Origin of the sequence: Bradyrhizobium sp. AZCC 1678 (genome assembly GCF_036924765.1) — a bacterium.
In the GTDB taxonomy this organism is placed as follows: domain Bacteria; phylum Pseudomonadota; class Alphaproteobacteria; order Rhizobiales; family Xanthobacteraceae; genus Bradyrhizobium; species Bradyrhizobium algeriense.
In genome coordinates this window covers 153,924-177,752 of sequence record NZ_JAZHSE010000001.1, presented here as the reverse complement: position 1 = coordinate 177,752, position 23,829 = coordinate 153,924, and the positions used below count along the sequence as shown (strand labels likewise).

29 protein-coding genes and 1 pseudogene are annotated in these 23,829 nt (G+C 62.3%); 9 read left to right on the top strand and 21 right to left on the bottom strand.

Going from position 1 to position 23,829, the window contains the following annotated elements; all coding sequences use genetic code 11:
* Positions 1-10: 10 nt before the first annotated feature.
* Positions 11-382 (top strand): carbohydrate porin, encoded by a 372-nt coding sequence (locus tag V1294_RS00925; RefSeq protein ID WP_334494580.1) that lies wholly within the window; start codon positions 11-13, stop codon positions 380-382.
* A gap of 137 nt (positions 383-519) precedes the next feature.
* Here V1294_RS00925 and V1294_RS00920 read toward each other — a convergent pair whose 3' ends face one another.
* Entirely contained in the window at positions 520-831 is a 312-nt protein-coding gene (locus V1294_RS00920) for a putative quinol monooxygenase (protein WP_108512806.1), read from the bottom strand.
* Positions 832-1,016: 185 nt separating this feature from the next.
* On the opposite strand from V1294_RS00920, the gene V1294_RS00915 reads away from it, so the two are divergent.
* On the top strand, positions 1,017-1,394 hold the full coding sequence (locus V1294_RS00915; RefSeq protein WP_334494578.1) for a hypothetical protein: 378 nt from the start codon (positions 1,017-1,019) through the stop codon (positions 1,392-1,394).
* 12 nt (positions 1,395-1,406) lie between these two features.
* On the opposite strand, the gene V1294_RS00910 is transcribed toward V1294_RS00915, so the two are convergent.
* Entirely contained in the window at positions 1,407-2,015 is a 609-nt protein-coding gene (locus V1294_RS00910) for a TetR/AcrR family transcriptional regulator (RefSeq protein ID WP_334494576.1), read from the bottom strand.
* 135 nt (positions 2,016-2,150) lie between these two features.
* On the opposite strand from V1294_RS00910, the gene V1294_RS00905 reads away from it, so the two are divergent.
* Entirely contained in the window at positions 2,151-2,621 is a 471-nt protein-coding gene (locus V1294_RS00905) for an ester cyclase (RefSeq protein WP_334494575.1), read from the top strand.
* Between the two features lie 29 nt (positions 2,622-2,650).
* Positions 2,651-3,145, top strand: a complete 495-nt coding sequence (locus tag V1294_RS00900) for a DUF3237 domain-containing protein (protein ID WP_334494574.1) — start codon at positions 2,651-2,653, stop codon at positions 3,143-3,145.
* Positions 3,146-3,208: 63 nt separating this feature from the next.
* Here V1294_RS00900 and V1294_RS00895 read toward each other — a convergent pair whose 3' ends face one another.
* A complete protein-coding gene (locus tag V1294_RS00895; RefSeq protein ID WP_334486635.1) occupies positions 3,209-3,652 on the bottom strand; it encodes a hypothetical protein in 444 nt (147 codons plus the stop codon).
* Positions 3,653-3,870: 218 nt separating this feature from the next.
* Here V1294_RS00895 and V1294_RS00890 point away from each other — a divergent pair, with 218 nt between their 5' ends.
* Positions 3,871-4,305: a VOC family protein gene (locus tag V1294_RS00890; protein WP_334494572.1), complete on the top strand. Its 435-nt coding sequence runs from the start codon at positions 3,871-3,873 to the stop codon at positions 4,303-4,305.
* 54 nt (positions 4,306-4,359) lie between these two features.
* Here V1294_RS00890 and V1294_RS00885 read toward each other — a convergent pair whose 3' ends face one another.
* From V1294_RS00885 to V1294_RS00870, 4 genes are all read right to left on the bottom strand, one after another.
* Positions 4,360-4,878 carry a GNAT family N-acetyltransferase gene (locus V1294_RS00885; protein WP_334494570.1) on the bottom strand — a complete coding sequence of 173 codons (519 nt, stop codon included), beginning with the start codon at positions 4,876-4,878 and terminating at the stop codon, positions 4,360-4,362.
* 13 nt (positions 4,879-4,891) lie between these two features.
* Positions 4,892-5,575 carry a DUF6064 family protein gene (locus V1294_RS00880; RefSeq protein WP_334486630.1) on the bottom strand — a complete coding sequence of 228 codons (684 nt, stop codon included), beginning with the start codon at positions 5,573-5,575 and terminating at the stop codon, positions 4,892-4,894.
* A complete protein-coding gene (locus tag V1294_RS00875; protein WP_334494568.1) occupies positions 5,575-6,492 on the bottom strand; it encodes an aldo/keto reductase in 918 nt (305 codons plus the stop codon). The genes V1294_RS00880 and V1294_RS00875 overlap by 1 nt, the downstream gene beginning before the upstream one ends.
* Before the next feature lie 375 nt (positions 6,493-6,867).
* A complete protein-coding gene (locus tag V1294_RS00870; protein WP_334494566.1) occupies positions 6,868-7,878 on the bottom strand; it encodes an AraC family transcriptional regulator in 1,011 nt (336 codons plus the stop codon).
* 243 nt (positions 7,879-8,121) lie between these two features.
* Here V1294_RS00870 and V1294_RS00865 point away from each other — a divergent pair, with 243 nt between their 5' ends.
* Positions 8,122-9,087, top strand: a complete 966-nt coding sequence (locus V1294_RS00865) for an MBL fold metallo-hydrolase (RefSeq protein WP_334494564.1) — start codon at positions 8,122-8,124, stop codon at positions 9,085-9,087.
* 51 nt (positions 9,088-9,138) lie between these two features.
* Positions 9,139-9,807 (top strand): DUF1326 domain-containing protein, encoded by a 669-nt coding sequence (locus V1294_RS00860; RefSeq protein ID WP_334494562.1) that lies wholly within the window; start codon positions 9,139-9,141, stop codon positions 9,805-9,807.
* Positions 9,808-9,934: 127 nt separating this feature from the next.
* Here V1294_RS00860 and V1294_RS00855 read toward each other — a convergent pair whose 3' ends face one another.
* The 13 genes and pseudogenes from V1294_RS00855 to V1294_RS00795 form a co-directional block, all read right to left on the bottom strand.
* A complete protein-coding gene (locus tag V1294_RS00855) occupies positions 9,935-11,398 on the bottom strand; it encodes a GntP family permease (protein WP_334494560.1) in 1,464 nt (487 codons plus the stop codon).
* Positions 11,399-11,402: 4 nt separating this feature from the next.
* On the bottom strand, positions 11,403-12,431 hold the full coding sequence (locus V1294_RS00850; RefSeq protein ID WP_334494558.1) for a patatin-like phospholipase family protein: 1,029 nt from the start codon (positions 12,429-12,431) through the stop codon (positions 11,403-11,405).
* Between the two features lie 39 nt (positions 12,432-12,470).
* Positions 12,471-12,704 (bottom strand): hypothetical protein, encoded by a 234-nt coding sequence (locus V1294_RS00845; RefSeq protein ID WP_108512376.1) that lies wholly within the window; start codon positions 12,702-12,704, stop codon positions 12,471-12,473.
* Between the two features lie 53 nt (positions 12,705-12,757).
* Positions 12,758-13,333 (bottom strand): HdeD family acid-resistance protein, encoded by a 576-nt coding sequence (locus tag V1294_RS00840; RefSeq protein ID WP_334494557.1) that lies wholly within the window; start codon positions 13,331-13,333, stop codon positions 12,758-12,760.
* A 387-nt stretch (positions 13,334-13,720) separates the two neighbouring features.
* On the bottom strand, positions 13,721-13,888 hold the full coding sequence (locus V1294_RS00835) for a hypothetical protein (RefSeq protein ID WP_190241623.1): 168 nt from the start codon (positions 13,886-13,888) through the stop codon (positions 13,721-13,723).
* A gap of 87 nt (positions 13,889-13,975) precedes the next feature.
* Positions 13,976-14,113, bottom strand: a pseudogene (locus V1294_RS00830) (JAB domain-containing protein); the annotation flags it as partial.
* A 272-nt stretch (positions 14,114-14,385) separates the two neighbouring features.
* A complete protein-coding gene (locus tag V1294_RS00825) occupies positions 14,386-15,114 on the bottom strand; it encodes an SDR family NAD(P)-dependent oxidoreductase (RefSeq protein WP_334494555.1) in 729 nt (242 codons plus the stop codon).
* Between the two features lie 166 nt (positions 15,115-15,280).
* Positions 15,281-16,198 (bottom strand): MBL fold metallo-hydrolase, encoded by a 918-nt coding sequence (locus tag V1294_RS00820; protein ID WP_334504438.1) that lies wholly within the window; start codon positions 16,196-16,198, stop codon positions 15,281-15,283.
* 108 nt (positions 16,199-16,306) lie between these two features.
* Positions 16,307-17,512 carry an NAD(P)/FAD-dependent oxidoreductase gene (locus tag V1294_RS00815; protein WP_334494553.1) on the bottom strand — a complete coding sequence of 402 codons (1,206 nt, stop codon included), beginning with the start codon at positions 17,510-17,512 and terminating at the stop codon, positions 16,307-16,309.
* A gap of 53 nt (positions 17,513-17,565) precedes the next feature.
* A complete protein-coding gene (locus V1294_RS00810) occupies positions 17,566-18,396 on the bottom strand; it encodes an alpha/beta fold hydrolase (RefSeq protein WP_334494551.1) in 831 nt (276 codons plus the stop codon).
* Positions 18,397-18,400: 4 nt separating this feature from the next.
* A complete protein-coding gene (locus V1294_RS00805; RefSeq protein ID WP_334494549.1) occupies positions 18,401-18,640 on the bottom strand; it encodes a hypothetical protein in 240 nt (79 codons plus the stop codon).
* A gap of 16 nt (positions 18,641-18,656) precedes the next feature.
* Positions 18,657-19,610, bottom strand: coding sequence for a helix-turn-helix transcriptional regulator (locus tag V1294_RS00800; protein ID WP_334494547.1), 954 nt, complete (start codon positions 19,608-19,610; stop codon positions 18,657-18,659).
* Between the two features lie 190 nt (positions 19,611-19,800).
* The gene (locus tag V1294_RS00795) at positions 19,801-20,550 is read right to left on the bottom strand and encodes an SDR family oxidoreductase (protein WP_334494545.1); all 750 of its coding nucleotides are present in this window, start codon (positions 20,548-20,550) and stop codon (positions 19,801-19,803) included.
* 343 nt (positions 20,551-20,893) lie between these two features.
* Here V1294_RS00795 and V1294_RS00790 point away from each other — a divergent pair, with 343 nt between their 5' ends.
* Together V1294_RS00790 and V1294_RS00785 are read left to right on the top strand one after the other, a co-directional pair.
* Entirely contained in the window at positions 20,894-21,190 is a 297-nt protein-coding gene (locus V1294_RS00790; RefSeq protein ID WP_334494544.1) for a hypothetical protein, read from the top strand.
* On the top strand, positions 21,180-21,752 hold the full coding sequence (locus V1294_RS00785; RefSeq protein WP_334486594.1) for a type II toxin-antitoxin system VapC family toxin: 573 nt from the start codon (positions 21,180-21,182) through the stop codon (positions 21,750-21,752). The genes V1294_RS00790 and V1294_RS00785 overlap by 11 nt, the downstream gene beginning before the upstream one ends.
* A gap of 254 nt (positions 21,753-22,006) precedes the next feature.
* Here V1294_RS00785 and V1294_RS00780 read toward each other — a convergent pair whose 3' ends face one another.
* A complete protein-coding gene (locus tag V1294_RS00780; RefSeq protein ID WP_334494542.1) occupies positions 22,007-23,578 on the bottom strand; it encodes a winged helix-turn-helix domain-containing tetratricopeptide repeat protein in 1,572 nt (523 codons plus the stop codon).
* Positions 23,579-23,829: the final 251 nt, after the last annotated feature.

The following is a 23,829-nucleotide window of genomic DNA, read 5'->3' as shown; positions in this document are numbered from 1 at the left end:
TTGCTCTCCTATGTCGCGCGCACGCCACTGCTGCCTGCAACGGCCTGCGACATTCTGTAATTGCAATTCATTCGCAACTAGCCCGACGTCTAGCGAACCTTCAGACATTTTGCAAATGCGACTTATTCGCAAAGTTATCAAAGGTGGTTTCGTGGGGCGCAGTAGGCTTGACCAAAAGGATTCCGGGAACGGACAGCCGGTCCGCGACTATGAGATGACGATCGAGCTGAGCTACCAGGCCCAGATCAAAGCCGGCTGGACCGTACAGCCCACATTCCAGTATGTGACTCATCCAGGCGGCCACATCTCCGATCCAGATCGGCCGGAGGGGCCGATCAAGAACGGCGCGATATTCGGCGTGCGAACGACCATTGCATATTGAGTCCGGTACGCCGTTTTCGGCTGTCGTGAGAGACGAAAACTCCCGGCAGCCGCGCTTGCAGGCAACAAGCGCGAACAGCAATTGTTGAAGCGGCGCGCTGCGGAGGCAATCGGCAGCGCGCCGGATCCGGCCTGAATTCAGATGAAGCGGAACTGTGACCGTTCGCGCTTGGCGAGTTTCGGAATCGCCTGGCCGAGGATGATGTTCTTGAAGTGGTCGGTCTGCTGATGCTCGGCGAAGGCCGCTTCACCCGCGAACACTTCATAGAAGAAGAATTCCCTGGGCTTGGCGACGTTCTGGTGAATCTGGAACGCCTTGACGCCCGGCTCGCGCTGCGCCTGCGGCAGAAAATCCTTCAGAAGCTCCGCGACGGTGCCTTCCTCGCCCGAATTGACTTCCCAGAATGCGGTGACGACCAGGTTCTGGTTCGCGTTGTCTGTAGCAGCCATGGTGTTCTCCTGTGAAACCTCCGGCGCCGGTTCGATTCCGAGCCGGCGACGCAGATCACAATGCCCGATTTCGCGACATGAATGCTTCGACATCAGTCGAATAATGATGTCGACCGGCTGGCCGGAACCTGTTTGAGGACGGGCGCGTTTCCTCAAGCGCAAATTACTTTGCCCGGAGCAGTCGCATGACGAAAAAGACCGTGCTCGCGATCGGCATCGAGCCTTCCCTGGTAGACTTCAGCGCCTTCCCCGGGCTCACGGCCGAATTGGTGACGAGCTACATCAAGGCGCAAATCGAGCAGCTTCGCGCGATGGGCTATGACGCCGATAGCTGCTTGATCGACCTCGGCGACACGGCCGAAGCGGTGGCCGCGGCGGCGCTGGGCGCAAAGCATTATGACTGCGTGGTGATCGGCGCCGGGCTGCGCGAGCCGCGGGAGCGGCTGCTTCTGTTCGAACGGATCATCAATCTGGTTCACCTCGGCGCGCCGCAAACCCGCATTTGCTTCAACACCACGCCGGCGGATACGGCGGAAGCCGTGCGGCGGTGGATCGAGCCGTAATGAGGCGAGCGCTCAAGCCGTACGAAACGAGCCGAGCAGACTGCCGATGATCTTTTGTCCGCGTGCCCGGAGCTTCTTCGGATTCTCCGCGCCCGGCAGCAGCAGCGCTACCTCGCAGATCATCGCATCGACCATCCGGCTCAGTAACTCGATGTCCTCGAAATCGAGCTCGCCCTGGCGCTTCAGCGCCGCCAGCGTCGCGGTGAGCAAGGCCATCGGGTGGGCTTCCTCGATCTCCCGGTAGCGCGCATTGCCGAGCACCGCCGGGGCTTCCTGGATCACGATTCGCGCGTAGGCCGGTTCGAGGCAGACGTCGAGATAGGCATCGATGCCCTCGGTCAGGCGGTCCCATACCTTGCGCTGCGCTTTCGCTCGCGCTTCGATTTTTGCTGCGGCTTCGATCTGCAACGTGACGACCACGGCGTCGAATAGCGCCTTCTTGTCCTCGAAGTGGTGATAGAAGGCGCCCCGCGTCACCCGCGCGGCGCGCGAGATCGCCTCGATTCCGGCCGTCTGATAGCCCTCGCTCGCAAAAGCGTCCCGGCCGGCCGCCAGCAGCGCCTGCCTCGTGGCCTCGGTGTATTCCTCGCGGCGGGTTCGTTCGCGTCCGGCTTCCTGCATGCCCCGGCATACCACTTGACGCTTGAGAGCCTATCAACATATAACATACATACGGTATGTTAAAAACAATTGGTATGTATTTTCGAGGCGGCCGTTCCGCGTCCGGCGGAAGGGGACTTTGGGAGGAGGGATCACATGAACAGCGATCGGATGTTCGAACTGGCCAAGGCGCTCGCGGTCGCGAAGAGCCGGCGGGATGTACCGGCGGCGCTTGCCGTCCTTCATGACGACATGCTGCTGGAAACCCCGGCCTTCGGCACCAGCGCCCGCGGCCTGGCCGAAAACGCGAAGGTGCTGACCCGGTTCTTCGCCGCGTTCCCGGATTACAATGTCGTGCTCGAAGGCCACGCCGCCAACGACGATACGCTGGTCTGCTGGGGGCGCGTGCAGATGACCATGACCGGCGATCGGTTCGGCGTGGTGCCGAACGGCCGGCGTGCCGAACTCCCCGTGTTCATCCAGTTCGCCTTCAGGGACGACCGGATCGTCCGTGAACGCTTCTTCTTCGACCTGTCGGAGTTGTGCGCTCAATCCGGCGTCTCAAGCGATGCGGTCCGGCACAAGATTTTTGGAGATATTGCCGCCCGGCAGCAGGCCGCGGAATGACACCCTCCCAGCAAACCAGGGCTTCAAGCATGTCAGCAGATCCACGCATCAAACCCGTCGCCGCAATCAGCACGGCGCCACTGTTCGACATCGTCGTCGATCTCAATCCAAAACTGAACATCGGTGACGGCCCGCTTGGCCGCCGCATCCTGTTCGGCGCGGCCGGCGGGCGCTTCGAAGGCCCACGGCTGCGCGGCGAGGTCGTGCCCGGCGGCGGTGACTGGGCGCTGTTTCGCGCCGATGGCGCGATGTCGCTCGATGTCCGCCTGACGTTGCGCACCCATGACGGTGCGCTGGTGCACATGACTTATGGCGGCCGCTGGATCACGCCACCCGAATTGCGTGCCGAGATGGCCAATCCTGCCACGCGTTATCAGGTCGACCCGTCGCGCTACTACTTCCGAACCAACCCGCTGTTCGAAACCGGCGCGGAGCAATACGCCTGGATGAACGACATCGTCTGCGTCGGGTCGGGATACCTGGTCGAGGGCGGCATCGCCTACAGCATTTCCCAGGTCATCTGAACGACGCGCTGTCGCAGACAGTGTCAACTGGCCACTAACGCGGGCCGCGATGGCACTGCAAGCTCAATTGGATCTGGCGCGAAGGCCCCAAAGTATCAGCCCGAACGCAACGATGCCGGTTGGAGCGGCCGGATACATCAAGGCCTGGATTGCCGCTTCCTGGAGGTCGCTGCCACGCACACCCTGGGCTGCGATCGGCATGATCGAGCCGCCGGCTCCCCAAAGCGCCGCCACAACAAATCCCGCGATCGTCGCCAGGGCCGAATAGACAAGGAACCAGAACGCGATCCTTGATGCGGTCGTGCCAAGTTTAAGCGTCGGCCACGTCAGTCCCATTGTCACGAACAAGACTCCGGTAAAAGCGGATAGCGTGTGGACGGAGCGACCGAGATTGGGGGCCGCAAGCGCAGGGATGACGAAGCCCTCAAACGACGTGAAGAGAAACAGGATAACGCCGAGTTGAAGCAGATAACGCCCTTGGCGTGACAACATTTCCGATGAGTTCATGGCAGCTTCCGTACGATAGGTATTGACCTGCTGAAGCCGAGCAAGCCCAGCAAAAATCGGCGGCCGGCAGGAACGCCGGGAGAAGGCGGCTTCCGTATTTGGAACGACTGAACAGCTTTGCGCCCACCGGCGCCGGCATCCGTCTATGGCAGATGGCGAACTATCAGCGTCCTCACCCGTTAGTAGCCGGGGCCTTCCAATCGCCAGAGAGGGGTTCCATGAATCAAGCCATAAACCAATCGTTGGAGACGACTTCCGGTTCCACAAGAAGCTTTGTCCGAAGCCTTTGGGGCGTCCGATATCAGGTCAAAGACGTGGATCGCTCGGCTGACTTTTATACAAGACAGCTCGGCTTCAAACTTGATCGCAAGAATTTGCCCGCCTTCGCTCAGGTCTCGATCGGCAACCTCAAGCTCATCCTCAGCGGCCCGGGCGCGTCGGGTTCGCGTCCGATGCCGAGCGGACATCGCCAGGAGCCGGGCGGGTGGAATCGGGTCGTTCTTGAAGTCGCCGATCTCCCCTCGCGGATCGAGAATTTGAAAACGGCGGGACTTCATTTTCGCAATAAGATGGAGAGCGGACCGGGCGGCAAACAAATCCTGTTGGAGGACCCGGACGGCAATCCGATCGAGCTTTTCGAGCCGGCCCACTAGAGGCGAATGTTGCGGGAGCCGGGGCCGTATCACGCGCCGTAAGTCCATTTTATCCTATAGGAACTTTTCGAAGTAATATCGACGAATGCCGCCTCCCAGCGTCTTGTTGCTCGCTTGCTCGGCAACGGCCTCGTTCAGCAACCGATATCCCGCGTGCCGATACAGTTCGAGCGCGGCCGGCTGTAATTCAGACGTGCTCAATTCAAGCCTTTGCATGTCAAGCCGACGGCACTCAGCCTCTGCAAATCGCAGCATCGACCGCGCGATCCCGTTACGTCGGGCGGACGGGTCGACATACATGCGACGCAGCTCCATGGCGTCAGGCGCTGTGGGTTCAAGGCCGAACATGCCGACGACCTTCGCTTCCCCGAGCGCGACCCAAAAGCCACCGCCTCGCTCATCATAGTACGCGCTGACGCGATCCATTTCCTCGGTCAATGAACGAGCGATGTAAGCTTCAAAGGCATCGCGCATATGCGGTGGCGATAGCAGGCGGTTGACCACAATGAATAGCTCGCGCACTTGAGGCGCGTCTTCCTCTATGAACGGTCGGATCGCGACTTCGGCGCTCACGTTCGGTTCTCCTTCATGATATCGGCCATCTGCGCCGGCGGATGATCATCCAGGTCCAGGCTACAGCGGCAAGCGCCAGGGCGGCATAGGGGGCCCAGGCTTGCGGCTCTCCCATCGTGCTGAGGGTTAGGCCGCTCAGGAGGCACCAGAGAGCGGGAATTGGCAGCAGCACTGGCAAAAGCCTGCCGCGGGCGAGGAGCAGAACGCCGAGCGTCGCCATCGCGGTCGGATCCGGTGCGATGCCAAAGACCTCGGACGAAGCCCAGCCACGTCCCTGCAGCGGCGCAAGCAACGGCTGTCCGGTGAGTGCGAAGGCGAGGATGAGATATCCAATCCAACCGGCGGGCCCGCGCCGGTCGAAGGCGAGACCATCGCGCAACGATCCGATGACGAGCAGCAACATGCCCTCAACGGCGAAAGCCGGCGCGACATAGGCGGCAGCCCAGTTAATGGTCGCGTAGCGATTCCACAGGAAGGACCACCCGACGAACATCCAAAGGATCGCGAGGATGAGTGCGATCCAGCGTGCCCACGTTTCCGGCCGCCACGCGATGAGCAGGATGATGATGAGGCCGGCGGCGAGCGTCAGCACGTGTAGAGGCCAGAGCGCCGCATTGTGCAATTCGAACATGCGCCAGTAGACGCGCGGCGAAAACAGCAGGAAATCCTCTGCCCGGTAGCTCCACCACTCCGACATCACAGAGCCTTCACGTGGGCCGAGATGCGCTCCCGCATGGCGAGATCAGGCATCGGGCCGGCGGCGGCCGAAAGGTTTTCACGCACGTGGCCAGCGCGGGTGGTCGCCGGAATCGCGACGGTGACGGCCGGGTGAGAGAGGATGAATTTTAAGATGATCTGCGCCCAGCTCGACACCCCCAGCTCGCGCGCCCATTCGGGCAGCGGCTCTCGCTTGAGGCGGTCGATCAGCGCGCCTTGCCGGAACGGCCGGTTGACGATCACGGCAATGCCGCGCTCCGACGCCAGCGGCAGCAGCCGCGCCTCCGCCTCGCGGTCGACGACGTTGTAGGAGAACTGCACGAAATCGATCGGCTCGTTCCGCATGATCTGTTCGAGGAGATCATGACGGCGGCCTTCGGACGTGGTGATTCCAACGTAACGCACCGCGCCCGCCGCCTTCATCTGGAACAGCATCTGCAGATGCGCCTTCCAGGCGAGGAGATTGTGAACCTGAACCAGATCGAACTTCGGCACCCCCCAGAAGCGCCGCGATTGCTCGATCTGGGGCGGACCTCCCGCTGCCGAGGACGTCCAGACCTTTTCGGCTGAGAATAGCGCGGCGGGCCGCCCGAGCTTTTGAAGGCCGTAACCGATCACCGGTTGCGACGAGCCATACATGGGGGAGGAGTCGATCATGCGGCCGCCCGCCTCGAAGAAGGCGGCCATCACACCAGCGCATTCGTCCCTCAGTACCGGATCGCCGCCGACGTTGAAGGTGATCCAGGTCCCTAATCCGACGATCGGTATCTCCTCGCGGGTCGAGGGGATGGTACGGCGGGCGGGCGGGCTCTGCTGGGCATGCAGAGAGATCGGCAAGAGCGCGGCGGTGGCCGTTGCCAAGGAGGCCCGCACGAACGTTCGGCGTGTCGTCCGCATCCGATGCTCCATCATCGCGGCGGGGAAACTCCCGCGCCAAAGGCGCAAAGTAACGGAACGCCGCTACCAGCTTTGCAATGCAAAATTGCAGATTAAGGCACTGGACTAAATATGCAGTCGCGCGCCGTCCTCAATCTACGATGGACCGCGGACATCGTCAGATGAACTTCAGTCTTCTCAAACTTGCGTGACCGGTCCTGCAGACAATGATTTTGACCCGGCGCTGATAGGGAGACTAGGTCTGCTTTACCCCTCAAGAGCGGACATCAGCTTTGTCTGCTTTGTGCCGAGGAGACCTCAGCACGAAGCTGGTCGGCTGCTTTGGTGGATCGACTGAACACAGCAAATGCGATTGCTGGCCTGGAGCTTCCCAAACTACGGTTGCTTCCGAAGCTGCTGCGCTTGACCTCTCAGCGTCTCCGAAGGACTTTCCCCAAAATACGCGCGGTACGTGACCGAGAACCGGCCCATGTGGGTGAACCCCGTGCTCATGGCAATCTCGGTGACATTCGCTTCCGGATCGGCCTGCAGTAAGGCTTGGCGAGCTTGCCTCAAGCGGGCGTTCCGTAGGTAGCGCATCGGCGAGACGCCCTTGAATTCCCTGAAGTGCATAAAGAGTGTTCGGCCCGCAACCCCGGTCGCCGTAACGAGGTCGGCCACTGTGACTGTCTGATCGAGGTGGGCTTCGATGTAGTCGACCGCGCGCCTCACGTCACGCGGCGCAATCGGCCTATCGAGGCGTCGCAGCGCGTTGCTGTAATTGTGCGGGTGCGACAGCAGCAGTGCGGTAATAATGAACTGCTCGAATTGGCTCATCGTCGTCGGGCTCCAGAGCACCGATCCCGCCTGTTCCAGGTCCGCGACGGCCATCAGCACGTGGCGTGCCAGGCTGCGGCCGTACCCCGCGGCGAGGTCGATGGTGGGCGCAAAGTCGAGGGGAGCGGTTGGTGGCTCGCCGAGTAGGGCGGCAAGCTGACCTGTAAGGCTGGATTTGGTCAAAGACAGTTGGATGCGGCTGCTATCGGCCTCCGATACCAGCCGACAGCTCTCGCGCATCGGCGAGATGATCGTGGCAAGGTTCGGGTTGCAGACGATGTTGTCACGGCCAATAGTGGCTTCAAGCTGTCCGCGAAGCGGCAGATGGATCCAGGTGTCCGTGCGGGCGGGGCTCGGTGACAGGACAACCGATGCGCCGCCGTATTGCACGTAGCCCATGTAGAGGTCCGGCATGTAAACGCCGTTAAGGCGCGCATCGAGCCGGCGGGCCTGCCGCCTCGCGATGTCGAAGCGGTAGCCTTTCGCGCGCAGAAATGCACCGGTTTCTTCCACATTGCGGCTGTGGAAAATGGGCAGCTGCTCCAGAAGCGGCGCTGTGCCAAGCTGCATGCTCGCCTCCGTGTTGATCGAGCATACCATGCATACCGAGGCATGGGCACCGGGGGGCGGGGAATGTTCCGATCATTCTTGCAGTTTCTGGATAATGACCGTTGGTTCCCGGAGGGGATTTACGCGCTTTCCGGATAGAACCTCGCGGCACTCGGATATCTAGCACCCAATGCGCCAGTTAAGCTTCGCGCCCAACGGGGCGGTGCCTATCAATAGGGGTGGCCCATCAAGGAGGGAGGCGTCGTGATTGCAGGGCATGTTTACAGAATAGCTCGTCGCCAATTTCTGGCTGAATCGGCTGCAGCGGCTCTGGCCGCATCTGCGTGCGTGTCTTCGCTGCGACCGACTAGGGCAGCCGTCCCTACGGTACCGGTCCACAAATCAGGCAGCCTCGAGACTCTGGTCGTGAGCGACGGCCATTTCGTCCTTCCAGCGAGCTTCCTCGTGACGCCGGACTCTCCGCCTGCCGAGCGCGAAGCCGCCCTGAACGCACCCGGACAAACCGGCGAACAGCTCCAGCTCATGAACACTGTCGCGGTGATCCGTAGCCAGTCCGATGTGGTTCTGGTCGACGCGGGCACCGGCCCGCGCCACCAGCCCACGGCGGGAAAGCTTGCGGAGAACCTCGAAGCTGCCGGCATTCCACCGGCGGCCGTGACCAAGATCGTCCTGACCCACGGCCATCCCGACCACCTCTGGGGCATCCTCGACGCGAATGACAAGCCGATCTATCCGAATGCGAGCTATTTCGTTTCGACCGTCGAATGGAACCTTTGGGCCGACCCTGATGTGATGCGAAGGTTGCCGGCAGTCTTGGCAACCAACGATCGCATCATCAATGGTGCCAAGAACCATTTCTCGCACGTCAAGGACAAGATGAGGACGGTACGGGATGGCGATGAGATTGTCAGTGGCGTGCAGGTCATCGATACGCCAGGGCATACGCAGGGCCACATCTCGGTCGAAATCGCCGGCGGGGATGGTCTCGTCGTCGTTGCGGACGCGCTTACGCACGCTGTGATCTCATTCCAGCATCCGTCGTGGCGGGTGCCAGTCGACCATGAGCCTGATCGGGGCATCTCGACCCGCCTCCGCCTGCTTGATCGCATCGTCATTGACAAGCGTCGGCTGATCGGCGCTCACCTGCCGTTCCCTGGCACCGGCTTCGTCGAGCGCAAGGATGGCGCCTATCGCTTCGTTCCGACTTGAAGCTCGCGCAGAGTCGAGTTGAGCGTCATCGCTTTCGGGAGGCGCAGTGAGATGGCTGATCAATGGCTATTCAAGAGCGAGTCCTATGATAACTGCAATTGCGCTATGAATTGTGGTTGCCAGTTCAACCTGCCGAGTACCCACGGCTACTGTCAGTCGGCCTTCGTCGGCACCATCGTTGAAGGCCAATTCAACGATACCCCGCTCTCAGGCCTGAACTGGGCGGCGCTGTACAAGTGGCCTGGCGAAATCAAGGACGGAAACGGCCGGCGCCAGATCGTTATCGACGAGCGTGCAGATGAAGCTCAACGGATCGCGCTTGAAACGATCATCTCAGGCGAGGCATGCGAACCACTGAGCAATCTTTTTGCTGTATTCGCGTCCACATGCTCGGAATTCTGCGAGACGTTGTTCCTGCCGATTGATCTTGATGCGGACTTGGAACAGAGAACCGCAAGGGTAGAGATACCCGGCGTCATGCGGAGCACCGGCAGGCCGACGATCAACGAGTTTACCGGTCAACCGTTCCACATTGCGCTGGCGCGTCCTAGTGGCAGTTTCGAGTTTACCTACGCAGAAATCGGGATAGGTACCACGTCGGTCACAGGTGACATGGAAATGGCGTTCGAAGATTCATGGGCGCACTTTTGTGTTCACCACTTCAATCAGGATGGCCTGGTCAGGGAAAGATCACGGCTCACGGCATGGCTTGGCACATGACTCCGCGTTCCCGTGAATGACGCTGGCATCACCGTTCTGTCCGGTCGGACTGAATAATGATCGCTGCGGCATCAGGTATTCGCGTGCGGCAATCATCAGTCAGTCGAGACAACAGCCGTGCCTATGCTCAGAACGATCCTGCAACCGAGCCGAGCGCGATGACGGCAGTGAGGGCGATGAGCGCGCCGACGATACCGACCATGACGATGTCGCGATAGCTGTCCCGGTGCGTCGATCCGCAGACGGCGAGCAGCGTGACGACCGCGCCGTTATGAGGCAGGCTGTCGAGCGTACCCGAACCGATCACCGCCACGCGATGCAGCAGCGCGGGATCGAGTCCGATCTCCGCTGCGCGCGTCACGTAGGTCGCTCCGAGCGCGTCGAGCGCGATGGTCAGCCCGCCCGACGCCGAGCCGGTCAAGGCTGCGAGCACGTTGGTGGCGACTGCCAGCGATACCAGCGGTCCACCGCCGATGCCGAGCACGGCGTCGCGCACCACCGTGAAGGCAGGCATCGCCGCCACCACGGCGCCAAAGCCGACCAGGCTCGCCACGCTCATCGCCGGCAATACCGAGGCGTTGGCGCCGGCGTCCATGGTCGCGCGCAGCGCCGGCAGCCGCCGATGGCTCACCGCGAGCACGGTCAGAATCGCGCAGGCAAGCGCCGTGATCACCGCCCACACGCCACCGACAGCGGCAAGCGACGTCCCACCCCAGCGAACTTCGGCGAGAAAACGGGTGTCGAGTGCCGGCAGGATGAGCAGCGACATCGCGAGATTGACGACCATCACCATGATAAGGGGTAGCGCGGCGAGCATGGCCGGAGGCAGCAGGTCGGTCACCTCACCGTGCACGATCTCCGCCGGATCGAACTCGCGCGCGGTGGTGGCGCGTTCACGTAATTTTTCGTCGGTGGCGAGACGGTCGGACGGCATCGGCGCGCCCTCGCCGAAGCCTTCGCCATTCCGCTTTGCGATCGCCTCCTGGCGATGGAGCCACCACAGGCCGAAGCCGAGCATGATCAGCGATGCCAGGATGCCGAGGCCGGGCGCGGCAAAGGGCGTGGTGCCGAAGAACGGCATCGGAATCGCGTTCTGGATCGACGGCGTGCCGGGCAGTGCCGACATGGTGAAGGTCGAGGTGCCGAGCACGATGGCCGCCGGCATCAGACGCCGCGGGATTCCGGCCGCACGAAACAGCTCCTGCGCCATCGGCGCCAGCACGAAGAAGGCGACGAACAGGCTGACGCCGCCATAGGTGACGAGCGCCCCGGCGAGCACGACCGCCAGCACGGCCCGCTGCGGGCCGAGCCGCTCGGTCATGAAGTTCGCGATCGCGGCGACCGAGCCGCTGTCCTCCATCAGCTTGCCGAACAGCGCGCCAAGCAGAAACAGCGGAAAGAACTGCGCCAGAAAGCCCGCCGCGCTGGGCATGAAGGTCTGGGTCCAGTGGGCGAGCAGCGGCTCGCGGGAGAACAGCGCTGCGATCACGGCGGTGAGCGGCGCAAGCAGCAACACGCTCCAGCCCCGGAACGCGAACGCGATCAAAAGACCTAGCCCGATCAGGATGCCGAGAAGCCCGGACGCCGTCATGGCCTCAGCATTCCGCGAGCAGTGCGTCGAGATCGGTCGTGGATTGCTTGCCGATATCCTCGCCGTGGGCCTCAAGGAATGCGTCGGCACTCTTGCGGCCCTCTTCCTTCAGCAGCGAGACGAACGCCCACTCAGCGTTGAGCTTCGACGACGCGCCGAACTCTGTGAGCGCGTCGGTCATGATCCGGTGCGTGCGCATACCGGCCCAGCGCGCGCCCTCGCCGTGTCCGGGGTCCGCCACCTGGCGCAGCAGCGCCATCATGCGCAATTCCTTCATCAGCGGCGAGTTGAAGGAAATCTCGTTGAGCCGGTTGAGGATTTCATTTGCCGTGCGCGGCGGCTCCGGCCGTTCGCGCGGATTGATCTGCACCAGAATGGTGTCACGCGCGTCGCTTTCGCGCACCAGCGGCGTCAGCGTCGGATTGCCGGCATAGCCGCCGTCCCAGTAAGGTTCGCCGTCGATCTCGATCGCATGGAACATGGTCGGCAGGCAGGCCGATGCAAGCAGGACGTCGGCGGTGATCTCCTTGTTGCGGAAGATGCGGCCGCGGCCGGTGCGCACATTAGTCGCGGTAACGAACAGCCTGATTGGTGCGCGGGCCAGCCGGTCGAAATCGATGCTGTCGGCGAGGAGCGCGCGCAGCGGGTTGTGGCCAAGCGGATTGAGATCATAGGGCGAAACCACGCGGGCCATCAGGTCCATGGCGATATAGGCGGGCGAGGTGTCGAGCGTCCAGCGGCCCATCAGGCGGTCAAGCGGCGAACGCTGCAGCGGGCTCAACGCCGCAGCCTGAGACACCCGCCGCCAATAGGTATCGAGCGCCGCCCGCGCGCCTTCGGCGCCGCCTTGCGTCCATCCGTCCGCCAACAGCGCTGCGTTCATCGCGCCCGCCGACGTGCCGGAGATCGCTTCGATCCGCAGCCACGGCTCCTCGATCAGCCGGTCGAGCACGCCCCAGGTGAACGCGCCGTGAGAGCCGCCGCCTTGCAAGGCGAGATCCACCAGGACCGGTTCGCGCGCGGTTTCTGCCATCTTCATCCTCCTCGGCCGGAGATGAAACGGTGCCCTAGGTCAGGACGAGCCCACAATGCTTCGTCTGGACCCTTCGTAGGATCGACGCAGCAGCGCGTACAGGCTGCCGCCCGTCACCGCGCCAAGGAGGTAGGCGACGGCGACCAGCAGCGCGAGCGGCACGCGGGCATTGATGCCGAGGAAGGACATGGTGACAATCTCGAAGTTCTGCACGGCGAAGATGATCGTCGCGGCGGCGAACAGGATGATGACGGCGAGGTAGATCCAGCGCATGGGCGCCTCCTAATCGTCGATCGACCGCGTCGCGCGCAGTCGCCACAACCACCTCAACGAGCGCGGCGCAGGCCGAAGCCTATTCCGATCCAGCCTGCACCGGCGATGATGAGATCGATGCCGAGGAACAGGCCGAGGATGTAGAGGCTCGAGACCGGCCAGCGCACCAGGATCAACAAGCCGAGCAGCAGCGTGATCACGCCTGAGAGCGCCACCCAGATCCAGGGAGTTTCCCGCTTCATGCTGAAGGCCAGGAAGATCCGCATGATGCCCGAGGCCACCAGCGCTGCGCCGAGAATGAGGGTGAGCAGCACGGCCGCGAGCAGCGGATTCTGGAACGTGACGAAGCCCGCGAGAATGTAGAGCACGCCGAGCAGGGCCCAGAGCAGGAATTTGCCCCAGTTCTTGATCTGGAAGGCGCTGAACACTTCGGCGACGCCGGCGATGATCATCATCACGCCGACGATGAGGACGCTCGCGACGGTAGCCATCGCAACGCTGCCAAGCGCGATAAATCCTGCGATGAGATAGACGACGCCGAGTGCGATGATCCAGCCCGACTTGGCACGCAGTGGCGCCGTATCCGAACCGGCCTGGGGATCTCCGATCGTACCTGAAGTATTGGTCATGACGGTCCTCCGATGCGAAAACCTGCCCGACGTTGGTTTGTCGGTTCCCCGACGCGACGGCACGCGGCGCGGATGTTCGACACGTGGATACTAGCGCAACTTCGCGTTGCGATCACCTGATTTTAGTATCGCCGGTCGCGGTTTCGTCGTGCGGGGTCTTACAGCGGCACGATGCTGATCGGCTCGCTGGGATAGGCGATCATTGAGCGCTAGCAGTACGCTGGATCAGCCGTATCCCCTTCCGGCCTGCATAGCAATTTGCCTATTTGGGCAAACATCCACTCCATTTGGCCCGGTGCTGACTTGTTTCAATGGCTTCATGCCATCGCACCCGGCCAATAAAAGCACGATGGCGGTTCGACCGTGCCATCGCGCTTTAGTCGTCAATCAATCGAACAGCACCTTGGTTCGCGCCTCGTTGCGGGCCAAACTGTTGATTTCAGCAAGCGCCATTGCGCTCCTCAGTTCCTCGAGCCAGTCCAGAAATTTGTCGACCAGATACTCCGGGCTCATCGAAAGAGCCGCGACCCTCATCCGCTCTGCTAGCTGATTCATCATCGATCCCCTCTCATTCGAATGAGCTACCCCCTCTCATCCGATGAACCACTCTCTCACGCGTTCGCCAAAGCGCGAAGCGGATAGTTAATAGATGGTAAATGCAGGCAGCAACTGGATCAGCCGCATCCCCTTCAAGCTCGCATGCCCGTTCTTGCCGACGATGATGTGGTCGTGCACGGAAATGCCGAGCGGGGTGGCGAGCTGGACGATCGCCTTGGTCACTCATTGATCAAGGTTTGCACGTAGCGGCGGCGGTAGCGAACACTCACGCCGCACGCATGCGACAACTATTTCCAGATCGTATTTCGTTCGCCCTGAGGCGCGATGTCTATTGACCTTGACGGAGATCGCCCGATGACTCCTGCACGGTGCCACTCATCACGCATGATGTGCGCAACAAGGTCCGCTCTGCCACAAAGCAGACTTCGCCAGATCAGCTTCGATGTCAGTGCGTGAGCCTTTCGTTCAGGTCGGACCGCACGGCAGCTTGGAAACTAAGCCAGTCCCAAGCCGCCATCGACGGCGAGAACCTGGCCCGTCAGCCATTGCGAGGCGGGGCCCGCAAGCTGGACAATCCATTCCGCGACGTCGTCGGGAACGCCGCGCCGACCGAGTGGAATCCGTGCGCGCTCGTCTTCCTTGACGGCTTCTGCCTGTTCCGCAGATAGCCCCATCATCCCGGTCAAGGCGCCGGATTCCGTGGGCCCGGCCGCGACCGCATTCACCCTTATTCCGAGCGGCGCGAGTTCGAGCGCCCAGCAGCGGGTCAGGTGTTCCAGCGCCGCCTTGCTGGCGGCGTAGTGGGATAGTCCCGCCGCCGGCCGGTGACCGAAGGTCGAGGAGATGTTGATGATGGTGCCCTGCGTCGCCTTCAGGTGAGGAAGGGCGGCGCGGGCCAGCAGGCTCGGACCGAACACATTGACGGAAAAGATGTCTGTGATCCGATCGGCTGTCGCATCCGATAACGGAAGGATGGCGCCCGCGCCGGCGTTGTTGACGAGCGCATCCACTCGGCCCCACTTGTCGACCGCCGTGGCGATGGTCCGCCTGGCGTCTTCAGCAGAGGCGGTATTCGCAACGATGCCCGCGATATTCTTATGCGCCGCCACCGTTTGCTCGACGGGGCCGGCGCGGCGGCCGGTGATGAGGACCTTGTCGCCCTGGTTGGCAAAACGGAGCGCGGCCGCCCGACCGATGCCAGAGCTGCCGCCCGTTATGATCATGACTTTTTCGTTCTGCATGTTCGTTCGACTCATCTGTAAAGTTGGAAGTTGGTCAAAGCGGGCATTAAGCGACCGCTTCGGTTTCAGCGGCTCAGTGGTTGCGAGGTATTGAACCAGGGCGCGAACTCATACACGCGCCCTGGTTCGGCCTTAACCCAACGAGCGGTCAGTAGTCCCAGAAGACCGGTACGAAACGGAAGGCGTCGCCGTCGGCCGCCACCCGTCCGATGGACGGGAACGGCAGGTGAGTGGCCACCAGCATCTCGCCGCTCTTAGCCAGCTCCCGCAAAAGACGGACCCGAACGCGCGCCGCCTCTTCGGGGTCGTGTTCGAAACCGTTGTGCCAGTCGGGCTGCTCGAACCCGACAGTAAACACGGCGTCGCCGGCGAACGTCAGCCCGTCATCGCCGGACGCCACGCGGACCACGCTGTGCCCGGGAGTGTGACCGCCGGTGCGACGGGCGACCACGCCCGGCGCAATCTCGTGCTCCTCATCGAACGTCCGCAGGTTGCTCCCGTACTCGCTCACGAACCGCTTGGCGGCCGACCGAAGCGCATCCGGGAAACCCTGCGGCATGGAGGTGTGGGAGAAATCGGGCGACTCCCAGAACTTGACCTCGGCGGCCGCCACGTGGATCCGCAGGTCTTTACGCAGTCGCTCCTTCACCCCCTCGACGAGCAGCCCGCCAATGTGGTCCATGTGCATGTGGGTCAGCACCAGGTCGGTCACGGACCCGAGATCGATGCCGGCGGCCTCCAGTCGCTTGATCAACTGGCCGGCCCGCGGCAAGTTCAAGTCCGGATCGGACCCTAGTCCAGCGTCAATGAGGATGGTCTTGCCGCCGCTACGCACCACGACCACGTTCAGCGCCCAGTCGAACGCGTCCTGCGGCAGGAACATGTCTTTCAGCCAGGCCGCGCGGTCGGCCGGGTCGGCGTTGTGTCCCAACATTTGGGTTGGGAGCGGCAGCACTCCATCGCTGACCACCAGCACATCAATGTCGCCTACCTTCAGCGCGTAGCGCGACGGAACGAGCTCTTCGGGTCCCGATGTAACGGGGTATGAGGTATTGTGCAGGTTCATGATCGTCTCCTGTTTCATGGTAAAGGTGCCTGGTTGGTTTGGTTCTGGCTGGTCTTGGTTGAGCAGGCCGCGCAGCCAGGGGAGCGCGGCCGCCATCGCTTGGGGCGTCTAGAGATTGGTCACGCGCTCCGGATCGGCCGACGCGAGCGCCGCGGCGCGCTCGGCGCGGGGCGGGTAGATCCAGACAGTATTGATCTCCTGCTTGGTCTTCTTGGCGACGTCGCCGACCATCTCGACCTTGCGCTCCCAGCCGCGCGTGAACAGAGCGCCAGCTTCGCCGAGGTCGAGGCAGGTGACGTAGGCCTTCTGGTGATACGGCCTGGTCGAAACGCCCAGGAGTTCGGCGGCGGCATTGTTGCCGGCAAAGGCGCCCATACGCGTGGCGTGCTGGCACGACATCAACGCGTAGTTGCCTTCGTCGTCGCATGCGGCCCGCGCAGCATCGCCGGTGGCGAAGACGCCGGCGACACCCGGCACGCGCAGATCGCGATCCACCAGCAGCCGGCCGAAATTGTCGCGCTCGGTGGGAATCTGCGCCGTCAACGGCGCGGCGCGGATGCCGGCCGCCCAGACCACTGTCTCGGTTTCGATGTGTTCGCCGGTCGACAGGGTGACGCCGGATTTGTCGAGCGAGGCGACGCCGGCCCCGAGCCGGGTCTCTACGCCGAGCTTGCGCAACGCTTCCTCGATCACTGGGCGAGGGCCTTCGCCCATGTCGGGAGCGATCGCACTGTTGCGGTCGACGATGATCACGCGTGTCTTGGCGTCCTTGCCAAGGATTTCGCGCAAGCGCGCGGGCAGCTCCGTTGCTGCCTCGATGCCGGTGAAGCCGCCGCCGGCGACGACAACCGTATCGCGCCCGTTGATGGCCGGCCGGTCGGCCAGGCTGTGTAGATGCTTGTCGAGCGCGATTGCGTCATCGAGCGAGTCAACACTGAAGCCGTGATCTGCAAGGCCCGGAATGTTGGGGCGGAAGAGGCGGCTGCCGGTGGCCACCACGAGACGGTCGTAGGACAGAGTCTTTCGCGGGCCCTTTGGAGTCGTGATCTGCACCGTTCGAGCATCGGTGTTGATCGTCTCGGCGCTGCCCTGAATGTAGTCGACATCGATCGCCTTGAGGACGTCAAGCAGCGGCGCGGTCAGGGTTTCGGGCTTCGGTTCGTAAAGCCGCGGGCGGACCACCAGCGTCGGCTCCGGTGCAACCAGCGCGATCTCGAGTTCTTCGGGCGAAACGCCCTGGATGTCGCGCAGGCGGGCGGCGGAAAGTGCAGCGTACATGCCGGCGAAGCCGGCGCCGATGATGACTAGTCGCATGTGGTTTGATCCTGGTTTTGAGTGTTTTCGATGAAAAGACGTAAGCGAAGGCGCTAGGCCGCGATGAACGAGAGCAGCTCGGCGTTGATGAGGTCGGCATGGGTCGTGCACATACCGTGCGGCAGCCCCTCGTAGATTTTGAGAGTGCTGCGCTTCAGCAGCTTCGCCGACAGCGGCGCAGAATCGGCGACGGGCACGATCTGGTCGTCGTCACCGTGCAGGACGAGCGTGGGCACAGTGATGCTCTTCAGGTCCTCGGTGAAGTCCGTTTCCGAGAACGCCTTGATCCCGTCATAGTGCGCGTTGGCGCCGCCCATCATGCCTTGGCGCCACCAATTCCAGATGATTGCTTCCGATGCCTTGGCGCCCGGACGGTTGTAGCCGTAGAACGGGCCGCTGGCGAAATCGAGATAGAACTGCGATCTGCCGGCGGCGAGCTGCTTGCGTAGGCCGTCGAACACTTCGATCGGCAGGCCGCCGGGATTGGCTTCCGTCTTAAGCATCAACGGCGGCACGGCGCTGATCAGTACCAGTTTTGCGACGCGATCCTTGCCGTGACGCGCGACGTAGCGCGCGGCTTGGCCGCCGCCGGTGGAATGGCCGACGTGAATGGCGTTGCGAAGATCGAGGTGCTCGACGACCGCCGCGGCATCGGCGGCATAGTGGTCCATGTCGTGGCCGTCGCTCACCTGGCTTGAGCGACCGTGACCGCGGCGATCATGGGCGATGACGCGATAGCCCTTGCCGACGAAGAAGAGCATCTGCGTCTCCCAGTCGTCGGAGCTCAGCGGCCAGCCGTGGTGAAAGACGATGGGCTGGGCGGATTTCGGTCCCCAGTCCTTGTAGAAGATCTGTACGCCATCCTTGGTGGTGACGGAGGTCATGGGATCAGTCCTTTGAGAGGGGAATGTCGAAGAGTCTTTTTCCTTGCCGGTCGCCGAAGAGGAGCGGACGGTGAGCGAAGTCGCGTAAATGAGCGCGCTTGCGAGCACTTTCCGGCGCGAAGTAGTTGCAAGCTGGCTGATGGATTTGTTCCTGACCATTTTCTTGTCTTCCCTGGTGTTGGCGAATGCTCCGTGATGTCTTAGCGAACCAGTCCTGCGGCTGCGCCAGCGCGATTGCTGCCATCGCAGAGCGATTGCTGTTACCGAAAGCGTCGTCGCCAATCGCTCGGGGTTTCTCCGGTCAGCCGCCTGAACGCCGCAGCGAAGGCGGTCTGGGAGGCATAACCAAGCGCGGCGGCAACCGACACGACCGACGCGTCGGTGTCGCGCAGCATGTTCATGGCCTGCTCGAGTCGGTGCTGGCGCAGCCAGGCATGCGGCGAAAGCCCGGTGCTTTCCTTGAAGGCACGGCAGAAGTGGAAGCGCGACAGTCCAGCATCCGAAGCGAGCGCTGCGAGCGAGACGTCCGCATCGCTATCGGAACGCAGGCGTTCGATGGCGCGGAGCAGGACCTTCGGCGCGAGGCCGCCCACGACCGGCGGGGACACGATCGGCGAGCCGGCGTGCGCGGCCAGTAGACGGTTGGCCAAAAGATCCGTCAGTTGCTGCCTGAACAGGGCATCCAACGCCGCGCTGCCCTCAAGCGCATCCGCCGCACTCATGAGCAATCGGGATGTAATGAGGTCGGTGTGCCCCGTTCTTTCCAGGAGATCGCCGGGAGCGGCCAGGTCGGCTTCGCCGGCAACACGTTCGAGCGTTCTGTGCGGAAGGTAGAGCTGAACGACATGCATGGGCTTGTGAATGTCCCACCGGGAGGTCGAACCGGCCGGAATGATCGTCACACCCCCGGGACGCGCCGTTGCAATCGCGGCTGATCTCCCGGTGCGCCGCTCCAGGCGCTGCGAGCCGGCGGGGTAAGTCATGATGACGTGATCAGCCATGGGCTCGACGACGTCGTGCACGGGCTCATGTTTCCAATAGGCGATTGCGCCGCTGGACGGGTCGGAGGCCATGCGAAGGGGCGCGGTCCTGAGCACGCGCGCCATCTCCACATCGGCAGGGCGCCGGTCGGCATCGGGCGACTGGTGTTGGCGCGCCTCAGACGCCGCCGACGGATCCTCATGCGAGGAATCGCGCAAGATCGGCTTACTCATGGTTTTGTCCTCGGGCTAGGGAAGCCGGGTACGGTATGACGAGCAGCTCCCGCTAGTCGTCATGATCCGGAATGGTCAGGTTCTTTTCGTCGCTATCCACGACGAAACGGCAAGCAGACGCGCGGGCCCTGTCTTGCTCGCGATGCGCCGGGCGTCGTGAGTATCGATTTGCGGGCCTTGGTCGTGCCCGTCACTGGCGGAGCCCGGCCAGCCAGTCCTCGAAACGTACGGCGCCGAGCCGGGGATTCTGGCCCGGCGTGAGAGACCGATCGTCCAGTTCTGCTCCGAAATAGCGAGCATGGATGTCGGCGACGACCTTGCGCGGGTCCTTTGTCGCCGTCAGATATTGCCGGGCGAAGTCATCGAGAGTGAACGGTTCCGGTCCGGCCAGCTCAACGATGCCGTTGACCGGACCGCCGAGCGTGACGTCGGCCAGGGCGGCAGCGACGTCGTCCGAAGCCACGGGCTGAAACAGGGCAGGCGACAGCCTGACGATTTGTCCATCAGCAGAAGAATCGACGATCCCGCCGACGAACTCGAAGAACTGGGTCGCGCGCAAGATCGAGTAGGAAATCTTCGAGGCCTTGATCAGGCTTTCCTGCACCAGCTTGGCGCGGAAGTAACCGTTTTCCGAAAGGCGGTCGACCCCGACAACGGACAGCGCTACATGATGGCGTACCGAGGCGGCGGCCTCGGCGGCGAGAAGATTGCGGCCTGACGTTTCGAAGAATTTCAGAACCGCACGGTCCTCGAAGGAGGGCGAATTTGCAACATCGACGACAATCTCGGCGCCCGAAAGCGCTCTGTCGAGACCCTCGCCGGTGATCGTGTTGACACCCGTGCTGGGAGATGCCGCGATCACCTCGTGGCCTTTCTGACGGAGCTTGCTCGCGAGCTTCGTTCCGATGAGCCCGGTACCGCCAATAATGACAATCTTCATGACTTTCCCTCGACTTTCGGGCCACCAATGGCCTTGCTTGTGAAAGCGAGGGGAGATTGCGCCCAAGCTGGCCGAAAAGCCTTGCAGCCATGTTGGATTGCGATTGGATTTACCTTGGAAATTTGTCCAAGCGGCGCGCGGAGCGCCAATTTCATTTGAAGATTAGGCCATTCGGAATTTCGTGTTGAACATCGCGCGCCGGGTCGGGGCCAAGCCGCCGGTTGATGTTGTAGCCGCGAGCGCGTGCACGGTGGTCGCGCACCGATTACCGGACAAGGCCTCATTTCCCGCCTTGCAAGGGTGTTGAACAATTGTTATATTTTGTTCAACGCTGGAGATTGCCATGGTTATGCGGACCCGCACGTCGACAGAGACCGAGGAGCACATTGCGCTTAAGCGCAATCGGCTCGTGCTCGAGCAGGCGCGCGCCGTCGGGCTGCTCGGTGAGGCCAAGAACACGCGCTTGTCCGGGCGCGTGCCGGCAGGCCTGATCGAAGCGGCAAAGAAGCGGGCTCACGTATCTTCCGATACCGAACTTCTAGAGCTCGCGTTGTCGCGCTTGGCGCTCGAAGACGATTTCGGCGCGCGTCTTGTCCGGCGCAAGGGAAGCGTCCCGGCAGATATCGATCTTGCCATTTGATCTCCAGGGAACGTTGCGGAGGCTGAAGCCGCACAAGCGTTTGGAGCGGTTGACGCGACGAGCGGATTCCGAGCTTGCCTGGGCATCCGACGAGCCGCTCATCGGCGGCGCGCTAATTCTCGATACCAGCGTTTACCTCGACGTCTTGCAGGCACGCACGCCGGACGCCGTCGATGAATTGCTGACATATCGCGTCTGCCACCACTCGGCCGTCTGCCTAGCCGAACTAACGCATGTGTTCGGGCGGCTCGATCCGGCCCACCCCTCAACGAGTGGGGTTCTGCAAACGGTACGGGATGTGATTGAAGACATTCCGCAGCATCGCTTGCAAGCTCCAGACACGGCAATGTGGGGCGAAGCGGGAATGCTTGCGGGTGAGCTCGTTCGTCTCAGCGGCGCGCCGAAGGGTGCGGGTCATGAGCGGAAATACCTCAACGATGCGCTCATCTATCTTCAGGCGCGGGGTATCGGTGCCAGCATATTGACAGGGAATGTCGGCGACTTCGACTTCCTGAACCAACTTGCTCCGGGAGTTCCGATCATTCTGTATCGGCAGGCGTAAGCCAATGCCCGCAGTCGCTCAGAAAATTCCCGCGGTGTCACCCAGGAATCCGGGTAGCGAAGGATTGGAAGCGCCTACAGCAGTCAAGGCCACGGCGCACGCGCGGCATTCCACACGATAATCCGGATAGCCGAAGATTATTGTCTGACGCCGGCAGGCGGGAACTCAAAGACGATTCGGACGCATCCCTGTTGGACCGCGGCTTTTCGATCTTCTGATCCTTCGGGGGGTAGAAGCAGGAGTAAGCGGTGCCGTTACTCCGGCAATCCCGCTCTTCGCAGGCCTTCCACGGCTACCGCGAAATCCTTCGGTTGGACCAGCAGCCAGTCATCGAGCTTGCCAATGCGCAGCGTGGGATCGAGCCGACGCACGTGGTGCATGGCTTGTCGCGCTTCTTCCTCCCGGCCTGCCAGCGCATGGCTTGCGGCCATAAAGGCCGCAACCCGCAGCACATTCGGTACCTCCCGCCATGCCATCTCTAAACAGGCGACAGCCGCATCAAATCGCCCGGAATACAAATGCCCCATCGCGATTCCGGTCTGCATTTGAAATGTCTCCGGATCCAGCGGACTGAGGCGCATGGCACGCGTGAAATATTCGATCGCACTATCATGTTTGCCGAGGGAAATTCGCTGGTACCCGCCGAGGTACCAGATCGTCGAGAGATTGGGATTGAGCACCATGGCCCTGTCGACATAGGTGACGCAACTTTCGAGGTCACCGCCAAAATGAGGCCATGCGTGCCCGCCTCTGGTCAGAGCGACCGCGTCATTCTTTCCCAGCGTCACGGCGTGTCGGCACAATCGCGCAGCCTCGTTGCCGTCTGCCTCTCGATCGTTGAGCCAACGATTCATCTTGCGCCAGTAGTAGCACCACGCCGCCATTCCATACGCGGAGGCGAACTCCGCATCGAGCTCGATCGCCTTGTAGAATAGCGGCAATGCCTCATCGAGGCCGGCCCTGGTCGCAAGGTGAAATTTGGTCAATCCACGCAAGTAATAGTCATAGGCGTGGAGGCTTTCGGTCGGCTTTCGGCTCGCACGCTCGATTTCGGCAAGCTCAAGCTGCGGCGCGATCGCACTGACGACGCCTGCGGCGACCGTGTCCTGCAGCTCAAAGATGTCGTCGAGGGTGCCTTCGAAACGCTCGGCCCAGAGATGCACGCCATTGGTCGCATCAATGAGTTGCCCGGTGATGCGCACCCTTGTCGCCACCTTGCGCACGCTGCCTTCAAGCACATATCGCACGCCCAATTCGCGCCCCACCTGTCGGACATCCACGGCCCTGCCCTTGTATGTGAAGCTCGAATTCCGGGCGATAACGAACAGCCAGCGTATCCGCGACAAGGCCAGGATGATGTCCTCAACAACACCATCGGCGAAGTACTCCTGCTCGGGATCACCGCTCAGGTTCTGAAACGGCAGGACGGCAACCGAGGGCTTGTCAGGAAGAGACGGCTCCTGGCGCTCATTCGAGTTAGCCTGCTCCGCGTTTCGGATGATGGCGCTATCGGGGCCTTTTGCCTCAACCTCGCCCACGAACCGGAGGCCCTTGCGGGCAATCGTTCGGATCAGGCGCTGTTCCTGGCCGCTATCGCCAATAGCTTTGCGCACCGCGTTGATATGGCTGGTGAGCGTTGATTCAGAGACGATGCGCCCGCTCCACACGGTGTCCAGCAGTTCATCCCTGGTGACGACGCGGTCGCGGGCTTGCACCAGGTAGACCAGCAGGTCGAACACCCTTGGGCCAATTGCAATTGCGGCCGAGCCGCGGGTGAGCTCCCGCCGATTAAGGTCAAGTACGTAGTCGGCGAACAGGAACTGCACCTTGGGTCCTTTGGTCGCATGCACGGGTGGCGAGCACTACGGCATAGCGCCAAAGCACCACCACCGGCAAGTCAAGGCATTGAGAGCACGTTGATAATCGGTAGTATACTTGGATTTCTTGAAGCAGCACGATTCGCTTTCGGTCCTGCGATCGGGTCACACGGTACACGGGGCGTCTTGTAGACATCGTGCCTCCGAAGCTCGGCCAATTTTGTCCCTTGCGCTCCAGGTCCCTCAACTCGCAGCGAGAG

Coding starts and splice junctions, on each gene's coding strand:
- V1294_RS00925 (WP_334494580.1), top strand. CDS start 11: ATGTCGCGCGCACGCCACTGCTGCCTGCAACGGCCTGCGACATTCTGT.
- V1294_RS00920 (WP_108512806.1), bottom strand. CDS start 831: ATGGCTGCTACAGACAACGCGAACCAGAACCTGGTCGTCACCGCATTC.
- V1294_RS00915 (WP_334494578.1), top strand. CDS start 1,017: ATGACGAAAAAGACCGTGCTCGCGATCGGCATCGAGCCTTCCCTGGTA.
- V1294_RS00910 (WP_334494576.1), bottom strand. CDS start 2,015: ATGCAGGAAGCCGGACGCGAACGAACCCGCCGCGAGGAATACACCGAG.
- V1294_RS00905 (WP_334494575.1), top strand. CDS start 2,151: ATGAACAGCGATCGGATGTTCGAACTGGCCAAGGCGCTCGCGGTCGCG.
- V1294_RS00900 (WP_334494574.1), top strand. CDS start 2,651: ATGTCAGCAGATCCACGCATCAAACCCGTCGCCGCAATCAGCACGGCG.
- V1294_RS00895 (WP_334486635.1), bottom strand. CDS start 3,652: ATGAACTCATCGGAAATGTTGTCACGCCAAGGGCGTTATCTGCTTCAA.
- V1294_RS00890 (WP_334494572.1), top strand. CDS start 3,871: ATGAATCAAGCCATAAACCAATCGTTGGAGACGACTTCCGGTTCCACA.
- V1294_RS00880 (WP_334486630.1), bottom strand. CDS start 5,575: ATGTCGGAGTGGTGGAGCTACCGGGCAGAGGATTTCCTGCTGTTTTCG.
- V1294_RS00875 (WP_334494568.1), bottom strand. CDS start 6,492: ATGCGGACGACACGCCGAACGTTCGTGCGGGCCTCCTTGGCAACGGCC.
- V1294_RS00870 (WP_334494566.1), bottom strand. CDS start 7,878: ATGCAGCTTGGCACAGCGCCGCTTCTGGAGCAGCTGCCCATTTTCCAC.
- V1294_RS00860 (WP_334494562.1), top strand. CDS start 9,139: ATGGCTGATCAATGGCTATTCAAGAGCGAGTCCTATGATAACTGCAAT.
- V1294_RS00855 (WP_334494560.1), bottom strand. CDS start 11,398: ATGACGGCGTCCGGGCTTCTCGGCATCCTGATCGGGCTAGGTCTTTTG.
- V1294_RS00850 (WP_334494558.1), bottom strand. CDS start 12,431: ATGGCAGAAACCGCGCGCGAACCGGTCCTGGTGGATCTCGCCTTGCAA.
- V1294_RS00845 (WP_108512376.1), bottom strand. CDS start 12,704: ATGCGCTGGATCTACCTCGCCGTCATCATCCTGTTCGCCGCCGCGACG.
- V1294_RS00840 (WP_334494557.1), bottom strand. CDS start 13,333: ATGACCAATACTTCAGGTACGATCGGAGATCCCCAGGCCGGTTCGGAT.
- V1294_RS00835 (WP_190241623.1), bottom strand. CDS start 13,888: ATGAATCAGCTAGCAGAGCGGATGAGGGTCGCGGCTCTTTCGATGAGC.
- V1294_RS00825 (WP_334494555.1), bottom strand. CDS start 15,114: ATGATCATAACGGGCGGCAGCTCTGGCATCGGTCGGGCGGCCGCGCTC.
- V1294_RS00820 (WP_334504438.1), bottom strand. CDS start 16,198: ATGAACCTGCACAATACCTCATACCCCGTTACATCGGGACCCGAAGAG.
- V1294_RS00815 (WP_334494553.1), bottom strand. CDS start 17,512: ATGCGACTAGTCATCATCGGCGCCGGCTTCGCCGGCATGTACGCTGCA.
- V1294_RS00810 (WP_334494551.1), bottom strand. CDS start 18,396: ATGACCTCCGTCACCACCAAGGATGGCGTACAGATCTTCTACAAGGAC.
- V1294_RS00805 (WP_334494549.1), bottom strand. CDS start 18,640: ATGGCAGCAATCGCGCTGGCGCAGCCGCAGGACTGGTTCGCTAAGACA.
- V1294_RS00800 (WP_334494547.1), bottom strand. CDS start 19,610: ATGAGTAAGCCGATCTTGCGCGATTCCTCGCATGAGGATCCGTCGGCG.
- V1294_RS00795 (WP_334494545.1), bottom strand. CDS start 20,550: ATGAAGATTGTCATTATTGGCGGTACCGGGCTCATCGGAACGAAGCTC.
- V1294_RS00790 (WP_334494544.1), top strand. CDS start 20,894: ATGGTTATGCGGACCCGCACGTCGACAGAGACCGAGGAGCACATTGCG.